Consider the following 8,891-nt stretch of genomic DNA (forward strand, 5'->3'; position numbering starts at 1 on the left):
CCGCAGCCTTCTGCGGCGGGCGGGGGCGGCCGCCGTCCCGTACCCGACCAGGACATTGCCGGAGGACTCCTCCTCGGCCGCCGTGCGCAGCGCACGCTCGGCGGGCTCCTGCGGGGCGGGCGCCCCGGCAGGCCCTTCCACGTCGGGCGCCTGGGCGGGGGCGCCCACCGCGACGGTCAGCAGCGGTGCGCCGACGGGCATCTCGCTGCCCTCCTCGCCGRACCTGGCCGTCACCACGCCCCCGTACGGACACGGCACCTCGACCATCGCCTTGGCCGTCTCGACCTCGACGACCGGCTCGTCCACCGCGACGACGTCCCCGACCTGGACGAGCCAGTTGACGATCACGGCCTCGGTCAGTCCCTCACCGAGGTCGGGCAGCTTGAACTCGAGCACCTGCGCCATCAGCTCTCCGCCTCCCACTGAAGCCGCGCCACCGTGTCGAGGATGCGGTCGACACCCGGCAGGTGGTGCTTCTCCAGCATCGGCGGCGGATAAGGAATGTCGAAGCCCGCGACCCGCAGCACCGGTGCCTCCAGGTGGTGGAAGCACCGCTCGGTGACCCGCGCGGCGATCTCTCCCCCGGGACCGCCGAAGCCGCTCGACTCGTGCACGACGACCGCCCGGCCCGTGCGCCGGACGGACGCGGCGACCGTCTCGTCGTCGAACGGCACCAGTGAGCGCAGGTCGACCACTTCGAGGTCCCAGCCCTCGGTCCGCGCCGCCTCGGCGGCTTCCATGCAGACGGGCACGGACGGGCCGTACGTGATGAGGGTGGCGCTGCGGCCGGGGCGCCGCACCACCGCGCGTCCTATCGGTTCAACGGCCGACGGGGCCTCGGGGTTCCAGTCGGCCTTCGACCAGTACAGCCGCTTCGGCTCCAGGAAGACGACCGGGTCGTCGGAGGCGATCGAGGCCCGCAGCAGGCCATAGGCGTCGGCGACCGTGGACGGCGTGACGACGTGCAGCCCCGGGGTCGCCATGTAGTACGCCTCGGAGGAGTCGCTGTGGTGCTCGACGCCGCCGATCCCGCCGCCGTAGGGCACCCGGACGGTGATGGGCAGCGGCATGGCGCCGCGGCTGCGGTTGCGCATCTTCGCGACGTGCGAGAGGAGTTGCTCGAAGGCGGGGTAGGCGAACGCGTCGAACTGCATCTCCACGACGGGCCGCAGGCCGTACATCGCCATGCCCACGGCCGCGCCGAGGATGCCCGCCTCGGCCAGCGGCGTGTCCGTGCAGCGGTCCTCGCCGAACTCAGCGGCGAGTCCGTCGGTGACCCGGAAGACTCCGCCGAGCGCGCCGACGTCCTCTCCCAGGACGTGGACGGACGGGTCCTCGGCCATGGAGTCGCGCAGGGCGCGCCCGAGGGCCTGGGCCATGGTGGCCGGTTTGGTGGCCGGCTTCGCCGTGACCGTGGTCATCGGGTTTCCTCCCCGGCCTCTTCCGAGGCCACTTCGAGCTCGGCCCGCAACTGGGCCGCCTGTTCGCGCAGTTGCGAGGTCTGCTCCGCGTACACATGCGAGAAGAGGTCCATGGGGTCGAGCACGGGGTCCTGGTTCATCCGTGCGCGCAGGTCGGCGGCCATCACCTCGGCGTCCTCGCCCACCTGCCTCTTCGCGTCGTCGTCCAGGAGGCCGCGCTCCGTCAGCTCCCGCTCCAACAGGACGATCGGGTCGTGGTCGCGCCAGGCCTCGACCTCCGCGTCCTGGCGGTACCGCGTGGCGTCGTCGGCGTTCGTGTGGGCCTCCATGCGGTAGGTGACCGCCTCGACGAGCGTCGGGCCGCCGCCCTGCCGCGCGCGGGTCACCGCTTCGCTCAGGACCTCGTGCATCGCCGCCGCGTCGTTGCCGTCCACCAGGCGTCCCGGCATGCCGTACCCGACGGCCTTGTGGGCCAGGGACGGGGCGGCGGTCTGCTTGGCGAGCGGCACGGAGATCGCGAATCCGTTGTTCTGCACGAGGAAGACCACGGGCGCCTGCCACACGGCCGCGAAGTTCAGCGCCTCGTGGAAGTCGCCCTCACTGGTGCCGCCGTCGCCGACCATGGCGAGCGCGACCACGTCGTCGCCCTTGAGGCGCGCGGCGTGCGCGAGGCCCACGGCGTGCGGGAGCTGGGTGGCGAGCGGCGTGCTGAGCGGCGCTATGCGGTGCTCACGCGGGTCGTAACCGGTGTGCCAGTCGCCGCGCAGGAGGGTGAGCGCGCTCGCCGGGTCCAGGCCGCGGGCGACGACGGCGAGGGTGTCGCGGTAGCTGGGAAAGAGCCAGTCCCGCTCCTGGAGCGCCAGCGCTGCGGCCACCTCGCAGGCCTCCTGGCCGGTGCTCGAGGGGTAGACGGCGAGCCTGCCCTGCTTCGTCAGGGCCGTGGCCTGCGTGTTGTACCTGCGTCCGCGCACCAGCTCCGCGTACAGACGGCGCAGCAGCTCCGGATCGGCCTTCGCGGCGGCCTCGGTGCCCAGGATCCGGTACGGCTCCGGGTCCGGGAGCAGGGGCGCGGGGTCGGTCCTGGGCTGCCAGGCGGGGGGCGGGGTCGGCCGGTAGGCGCCCCGCTGCTCCATGACCGTCATGACGGCACCTCCTGTGGGAAGCGGTCTCCTCGTGGGAGCGGCAAAGAGGCACGGAGCTGTGACGCGCCTCACCTACCGATTGTTCGGTCGTCGGCACATTTTGGCTACAGGCACCTCCAGGCTGTGGACAAACGGTTCTCCACAGCCTGGGATGGATGCAGTACGTCCATGGTAGGGAGGCGGGGGGACATGGCATCTGAACGAATGGCCGACCGGCTCGAGAGTGATCATCCGGAGCCCGGCGCGCCCGAGCCCCGGCCGCTGGACGCCATCGACCGCGACATCCTCCAGATCCTGCACACGGACGGTCGCGCCTCGATACGCTCCGTCGCCGAGCGCGTGCACGTCTCGCGCGCCAACGCCTACGCGCGGATCAACCGCCTCATCGACGACGGCGTCATCAGGGGCTTCGGGGCGCGCATCAACCACGAGCGCGCCGGGCAGGGCGCGTCCGCGTACATCACGCTCAAGATCGTCCAGAACACCTGGCGCACGGTGCGCGAGCAGTTGCGCGCACTTCCCGGTGCGTCGCACATCGCGCTCGTCAGCGGAGACTTCGACGTACTGCTCCTGGTGCACACGCCGGACAACCGCGCGCTGCGGGAGTTGGTGCTCACCCGGCTCCAGTCCATCCCCGAAGTCCTCAGCACCCGTACGCTGCTGGTCTTCGAGGAGGACGACCTGGAGCCGGAGAGCTGAGGACCCGCAGCGGCCGCGGGCCCACGGCACCTTGCCTCAGCGGGCGGTGCGCAGGCCCCCGAACGCCAGTTGCACCACGGCGTCCGCGATCTGCTCGCCGTTCGCCGCGCCCCTGCTCTCGGGGCGGTACCACTCCACAATGGAGTTGATCATCCCGAAGAGGAGCCGGGTGGCGAGGCGCAGCTCGACGTCGGAGCGCAGGTCGCCGTCCGCGACGGCCTCCTTGAGGAGCTCGGCCACCTGCTGGTCGAACTCCCTGCGCCGCTCAAGGGCCCACCGCTCGGTGTCGGTGTTGCCCCGCACGCGCAGCAGCAGTGTCACGTACGGCAGTTCGGCGACGAGGACCTCCACCGTGCGGCGCGTGACGTACTCCAGGCGCTCGACGGCGCTGCCCACGCGCGCGTGCTCCTCGGTGAGGATGCCGAAGAGGCCGTCGATCGCCCGGCTCACCGCGCGCCGCAGCAGCTCCTCCTTGCCCGTCACGTGGTGGTAGATGGAGGACTTGGAGATGCCTGCCGCCTTGGACAGGTGCTCCATGGAGGTGCCGTCGTAGCCACGCTCGTTGAAGACCCGGACGGCCACGCTCAGGAGCGTCTCCGGGGTGTAGGTGTCACGCCGGGCGGTGGTCATGAGTATTCCTCTCGCACGGCCTGGCGCCGCAGGGCCTGGGACGGGGCATAGCGCCCCGTGGGGTACTCCTCGTGCAACAGCTCAAGGCACTCGGCCACCCGGTACGCGGTGAGCCTGCGGCCCCATTCGACGGGGCCGAGAGGGTAGCTGACGCCCAGGCGCATGGCGGTGTCGACGTCCTCGGCGTCCGCCACCCCGCGTCCGACGGCGTCCAGGGCGAAGTCCACGAGCATCCACACCGTGCGGGCCACGATCATCCCGGGGGCGTGTCCGATGACGCTGACCTTCTTGCCGAGCGCCTGGAAGAGGCCGACCGCCTCCCGCAGCCCCTGCTCGTCCACCCTGCTCGACGGGGAGAGCGCGATCCGGGTCGCGGTCCCGTAGTCGAGCGCGAGGTCGAAGTGGATGGTGGCCTCCGCCTCGGTGTCCGCGCCGGAACCGTCGGCGAGGGCGAGCCGCGCGCCACCCGGCAGCTCGATGTGACCGGGGTGGCTCGGGACGCCCTTCCCCTGGCGCACCTCGATGCCCGCCTTCCGGATGAGGCCGACCAGGGCATCGGCGGGGAAGAGGTCGCCGTGCAGGGTGACGGAGCGCGGGGCGTCGGCGGGTTCCGCGGTGTGCGGCTCGGCGCGCGGGGCGTCGTCCCCGTAGGCGTACCAGCCGCGTCCCGACTTGCGGCCGAGGCGCCGCGACTCGACCAGGCGCCGCTGGGCGAGGGCGGGGGTGAACTTGGGGTCCTGGAAGAACGACTCCCACACGGAGCGCGTGACGGCTTCGTTGACGTCCTGGCCGATGAGGTCGGTGAGCTCGAAGGGACCCATCTTGAAGCCGCCGCACTCGCGCAGGACCGCGTCGATCGTCGCGGGGTCCGCGACCCGCTCCTCGTACAGGCGCAGCGCCTCGGCGTAGAAGGGCCTCGCGACGCGGTTGACGATGAAGCCGGGGGTGTCGGCGCAGCGCACCGGCGTCTTCCCCCACGCTCTGGCCGTCTCGTACGCGCGCGTGGCCGCCGCCTCCTCGGTCGCGAAGCCGCTGACGACCTCGACGAGGGGGAGCAGGGGCGCCGGGTTGAAGAAGTGCAGGCCCACGAAGCGGCCCGGCTCCCGCAGGGCGCCCGCGACGGCGGTCACGGAGAGGGAGGAGGTGTTGGTGGCGAGCAGACAGTCCTCGGTGACGATGTCTTCGAGCTCCTTGAAGAGCTGCTGTTTGACGTCGAGCCGCTCCAGCACCGCCTCGACGACCAGGCCGCAGTCGGCGAGCTCCGCCAGGTCACCGGCGGGGGTGAGCCGGGCGCCCGCGGCGGCGCGGTCCCCGGGCGTGAGCCTGCCCTTCTCGACGAGGCGGTCGAGGCGGGCCCCGATCGCCTCGGCCGCGGCTGCCGCACGGCCGGGCACGGCGTCGTACAGCCGCACGGGGTGGCCCGCCACCAGGGCGACCTGCGCGATGCCCTGCCCCATGGTCCCGGTGCCGACGACGGCAACGGCGCTGCTGAGAACGAGTGCTGTCATGCTCGCGATCCTCCCGCACGGTCCACCGGCCGGCGGTCCTGGGGTGGCCGTGGAGAAGTTGTCCACAGGTTTGGCGGACCCTCTTGTCCCGACCGATCGTTCGGTTACTCTAGCCCTGTCAGCCAGTCCCTGCCCACTGTTCCTGCCCAGCTCGCCAGCTCGATGGAGAGCTGACCGACGAGGAGTTGGTCCTGCCATGGCCGCCGAACTCACCGCGCAACAGCTGCTCGCGAAGCACCGGCCCACGCTCGATCAGGCGCTGGAGACCATCCGCACGCGCGCGTACTGGTCCCCGCACCCCGAGCACCCGAAGGCGTACGGCGAGGACGGCAGCCTGAGCCTGCCCGAGGGCAAGGCCGCCTTCGACGCCCTCCAGGGCACTCGCTTCGACCTCGACCAGCCCGGCACCGACGACTGGGTGGGCGGCGAGGTCTCGCCGTACGGCCCGGAGCTCGGCATCACCTACCCCCACCCGGACATCGACACCCTGCTCCCGGCGATGCGCGCCGGAATGCGCGCCTGGCGGGACGCGGGCGCGGAGACGCGCGCGGTGGTCTGTCTGGAGATCCTGGCGCGCATCAGCGCCCGCACGCACGAGTTCGCGCACGCGGTCATGCACACCAGCGGCCAGGCCTTCATGATGGCCTTCCAGGCGGGCGGCCCGCACGCCCAGGACCGCGGCCTGGAAGCGGTGGCGTACGCGTTCGCGGAGCAGGACCGCACCCCCGGCACCGCCGACTGGAACAAGCCGCAGGGCAAGCGCGACCCCCTCGCGATGACCAAGCGGTTCACGCCCGTCGGACGCGGCATCTCGCTCCTGATCGGCTGCAACACCTTCCCGACGTGGAACGGCTACCCCGGCCTGTTCGCCTCGCTCGCGACCGGCAACCCCGTCCTGGTGAAGCCCCACCCGCGCGCGGTGCTGCCGCTCGCGCTCACGGTCCGGATCGCCCGCGAGGTCCTCGCCGAGGCGGGATTCGACGCGAACCTGGTCTGCCTGGCCGCCGAGCGGCGGGACGAGGGCATCGCCAAGACGCTCGCCACCCGCCCCGAAATCAAGATCATCGACTACACCGGTTCGTCGGCCTTCGGCGACTGGCTGGAGGCCAACGCCCGCCAGGCGCAGGTCTACACGGAGAAGGCCGGGGTCAACACGGTCGTCGTCGAGTCGACCGATGACTACAAGGGAATGCTGGCGAACCTCGCCTTCTCCCTCTCGCTCTACAGCGGCCAGATGTGCACCACCCCGCAGAACCTCCTGATCCCCCGCGACGGCATCCGGACGGACGCGGGAGCCAAGTCCTACGACGACGTGGTGTCCGACCTGGCCGCCTCGGTCAGCGGCCTGCTCGGCGACGACGCCCGGGCCAACGGCATCCTCGGCGCGCTGGTCAACCCAGACGTCAAGGCACGCCTGGAAGCGGCCTCCGGGCTCGGTGAAGTCGCCCTCTCCTCCAAGGAGATCACCAACCCGGACTTCCCCGACGCCGTGGTCCGCACCCCGGTCATCGTCAAGCTGGACGGCGCGAAGCCCGACGCCGAGGCGGCCTACCTGAGCGAGTGCTTCGGCCCGGTCTCCTTCGCGGTCGCCGTCGACTCCGCGGCCGACGCGGTGCGGCTCCTCGGCCGGACGGTGCGCACCAAGGGAGCGATGACCGTCGGCGCGTACACCACCTCCGAAGAGGTCGCCTCGGCCGTCGAGGAGACCTGCCTGGAGGAGTGCGCCCAGCTTTCGCTGAACCTCACGGGCGGCGTCTATGTGAACCAGACGGCGGCGTTCTCCGACTTCCACGGCTCGGGCGGCAACCCCGCGGCGAACGCCGCACTGTGCGACGGCGCCTTCGTCGCCAACCGCTTCCGTGTGGTGGAGATCCGCAAGGACGCCTGACACGGGCGGCGCCCGGGCTTCCGCCATGCCCGGGCTTCCGCGATGCCCGGGCACACATGAGGATCCGCTGGGCGGCGGGTTTCAGGCCTCCGGGCCGGGGGGCCTGCCCGCCGACCAGTGGAAGAGCGTCATGCCGACGCTCGTGGCCAGGTTGTAGCTGGAGACCTGCGGACGCATCGGCAGCGACACCAGATGGTCCGCACGCTCGCGCAGCGCCGCCGACAGGCCGCTGCGCTCGGAACCGAAGGCGAGCACGGCGTCGTCGGGGAACTTCAGGCCCCGGATGTCCTCGCCCTCCGCGTCCAGCGCGAACACCGGCCCCGGCGGCAGCTCCGTGACCTCCATCCGCTCCACGGCCGTCGCGAAATGCAGGCCCGCGCCGCCTCGTACGACGGTCGGGTGCCAGGGGTCGAGCGTTCCCGTGGTGACGACACCGGTCGCCCCGAACCCGGCGGCGAGCCGGATCACCGCGCCCGCGTTGCCGAGGTTGCGCGGATCGTCCAGCACGACGACCGGAGCGGTTCGCGGCAGGCGCCCCAGGATTTCCAGGTTGTCCGCGCGCGACGGGCGCTCCGCGAGGGCGGCGACCGCCGTGGGATGCAGCCGGGGCACCAGCGCCCGCAGCCGCTCGTCGTCGACGGGCACCAGCAGGGCCTCCAGCGCCTGCCGCACGTCCGGCGCCAGCTCGTCCGCCAGGGCGAGGACCCCAGGCCTGTCGCTGGTCAGCGCGGCAGGGACGCGGGCGCCGAAGCGCAGCGCGTGCTTGATCGCGTGGAAGCCGTCGAGCAGCACACAGGTGTCCGCGAGCCCACGCCAGGCACGCACGGCGTCGCCCGGGTCCACCTGGGAAGTGCTGTTCATGGAGTGAAGCCTACGCGCGCGTGCTCAGCGCTCTCCGCCTCCTGCGACCGGCCCCCGGCCGGCTGCTCGGGTGTGGCGTCCCGCCGGGGAAGGCGTGCGGTGACACGGACCCGCACCCCGTCACGCGCGCGTGCCACCCAGCCGCCCAGACGCCGCAGGAACGACGTCGGCAGGAACACCGCGTCGGCGGTGATCATGGCGAGCGAGAAGAACGGAAGCCCCAGGACGACCGCGATGACGGCGTGCTCGAACATCATCGCCGCGAGCAGGACGTTCTTGACCCGGCGGTTGAAGAGGGTGAAGGGGAAGGCCACCTGCATGACAACCGTCCCGTACGTCACCGCGAGCAGCATCAGGCCGTTCGACGCGAGCAGCTCGGAGAGGGCGGGCCAGGGGGAGAAGTAGTCGAGGTTCAGCGGGTAGTAGACGGCCGTGCCGTCCTGCCAGCGGCTGCCCTGGATCTTGTACCAGCCGGCCGTCGCGTAGATGAGGCAGGCCTCGACCATGATGATGAGCAGCCCCGCGTTGTGGACGAGGTTGGCGACGACATCGAGGAACTTGCGCAGCTCACCGCGTGGAGCGCGGCGCCCCACGGCCCACCACAGACCGTGCACCGCGAGCAGCCCCCAGAAGACCACCAGCCAGAACCGTTCCAGCTCCCCCATGAACGTCACGGCCGCCAGCGTCAGGCCGAGCACCCACCACAGCGCGGGCCCCACCCGGTCGACCGGCTCTCCGGCGC

The 8,891-nt window shown here is 71.9% G+C and carries 8 protein-coding genes and 1 pseudogene; 2 read left to right on the top strand and 7 right to left on the bottom strand.

Annotation, left to right across the window (positions count from 1 at the left end; genetic code table 11):
* The 3 genes from AB8Z36_RS20410 to pdhA form a co-directional block, all read right to left on the bottom strand.
* Positions 1–423 (bottom strand): biotin/lipoyl-containing protein (locus AB8Z36_RS20410; RefSeq protein ID WP_369214786.1); only part of this gene is annotated, 423 nt, incomplete at its 3' end.
* Positions 405–1,421: an alpha-ketoacid dehydrogenase subunit beta gene (locus AB8Z36_RS20415; RefSeq protein ID WP_369214787.1), complete on the bottom strand. Its 1,017-nt coding sequence runs from the start codon at positions 1,419–1,421 to the stop codon at positions 405–407. The genes AB8Z36_RS20415 and AB8Z36_RS20410, both read right to left, overlap by 19 nt.
* Positions 1,418–2,563 (bottom strand): pyruvate dehydrogenase (acetyl-transferring) E1 component subunit alpha, encoded by a 1,146-nt coding sequence (pdhA, locus tag AB8Z36_RS20420; protein ID WP_369214788.1) that lies wholly within the window; start codon positions 2,561–2,563, stop codon positions 1,418–1,420. The genes AB8Z36_RS20415 and pdhA overlap by 4 nt, the downstream gene beginning before the upstream one ends.
* Positions 2,564–2,752: 189 nt before the next feature.
* Here pdhA and AB8Z36_RS20425 point away from each other — a divergent pair, with 189 nt between their 5' ends.
* Positions 2,753–3,262: an Lrp/AsnC family transcriptional regulator gene (locus AB8Z36_RS20425; protein ID WP_369214789.1), complete on the top strand. Its 510-nt coding sequence runs from the start codon at positions 2,753–2,755 to the stop codon at positions 3,260–3,262.
* A gap of 36 nt (positions 3,263–3,298) precedes the next feature.
* On the opposite strand, the gene AB8Z36_RS20430 is transcribed toward AB8Z36_RS20425, so the two are convergent.
* Both AB8Z36_RS20430 and AB8Z36_RS20435 read right to left on the bottom strand, forming a co-directional pair.
* Positions 3,299–3,892 carry a TetR/AcrR family transcriptional regulator gene (locus tag AB8Z36_RS20430; protein WP_369214790.1) on the bottom strand — a complete coding sequence of 198 codons (594 nt, stop codon included), beginning with the start codon at positions 3,890–3,892 and terminating at the stop codon, positions 3,299–3,301.
* Positions 3,889–5,400, bottom strand: coding sequence for a 3-hydroxyacyl-CoA dehydrogenase (locus AB8Z36_RS20435; RefSeq protein ID WP_369214791.1), 1,512 nt, complete (start codon positions 5,398–5,400; stop codon positions 3,889–3,891). The genes AB8Z36_RS20430 and AB8Z36_RS20435 overlap by 4 nt, the downstream gene beginning before the upstream one ends.
* 196 nt (positions 5,401–5,596) lie before the next feature.
* Here AB8Z36_RS20435 and paaN point away from each other — a divergent pair, with 196 nt between their 5' ends.
* Positions 5,597–7,288: a phenylacetic acid degradation protein PaaN gene (paaN, locus tag AB8Z36_RS20440; RefSeq protein ID WP_369214792.1), complete on the top strand. Its 1,692-nt coding sequence runs from the start codon at positions 5,597–5,599 to the stop codon at positions 7,286–7,288.
* An 81-nt stretch (positions 7,289–7,369) separates the two neighbouring features.
* On the opposite strand, the gene AB8Z36_RS20445 is transcribed toward paaN, so the two are convergent.
* On the bottom strand, positions 7,370–8,149 hold the full coding sequence (locus AB8Z36_RS20445; RefSeq protein WP_369214793.1) for a TrmH family RNA methyltransferase: 780 nt from the start codon (positions 8,147–8,149) through the stop codon (positions 7,370–7,372).
* Positions 8,146–8,891 (bottom strand): annotated as a pseudogene (locus AB8Z36_RS20450) (HTTM domain-containing protein); the annotation flags it as partial. The pseudogene AB8Z36_RS20450 and the gene AB8Z36_RS20445, both read right to left, overlap by 4 nt.

The sequence above is a fragment of the Streptomyces flavofungini genome (assembly GCF_041028215.1).
Lineage (GTDB): Bacteria > Actinomycetota > Actinomycetes > Streptomycetales > Streptomycetaceae > Streptomyces > Streptomyces flavofungini_B.

Excerpts from the sequence above, each read along its gene's own strand:
- AB8Z36_RS20415 (WP_369214787.1), bottom strand. The coding sequence starts at position 1,421 with ATGACCACGGTCACGGCGAAGCCGGCCACCAAACCGGCCACCATGGCC.
- pdhA (WP_369214788.1), bottom strand. The coding sequence starts at position 2,563 with ATGACGGTCATGGAGCAGCGGGGCGCCTACCGGCCGACCCCGCCCCCC.
- AB8Z36_RS20425 (WP_369214789.1), top strand. The coding sequence starts at position 2,753 with ATGGCATCTGAACGAATGGCCGACCGGCTCGAGAGTGATCATCCGGAG.
- AB8Z36_RS20430 (WP_369214790.1), bottom strand. The coding sequence starts at position 3,892 with ATGACCACCGCCCGGCGTGACACCTACACCCCGGAGACGCTCCTGAGC.
- AB8Z36_RS20435 (WP_369214791.1), bottom strand. The coding sequence starts at position 5,400 with ATGACAGCACTCGTTCTCAGCAGCGCCGTTGCCGTCGTCGGCACCGGG.
- paaN (WP_369214792.1), top strand. The coding sequence starts at position 5,597 with ATGGCCGCCGAACTCACCGCGCAACAGCTGCTCGCGAAGCACCGGCCC.
- AB8Z36_RS20445 (WP_369214793.1), bottom strand. The coding sequence starts at position 8,149 with ATGAACAGCACTTCCCAGGTGGACCCGGGCGACGCCGTGCGTGCCTGG.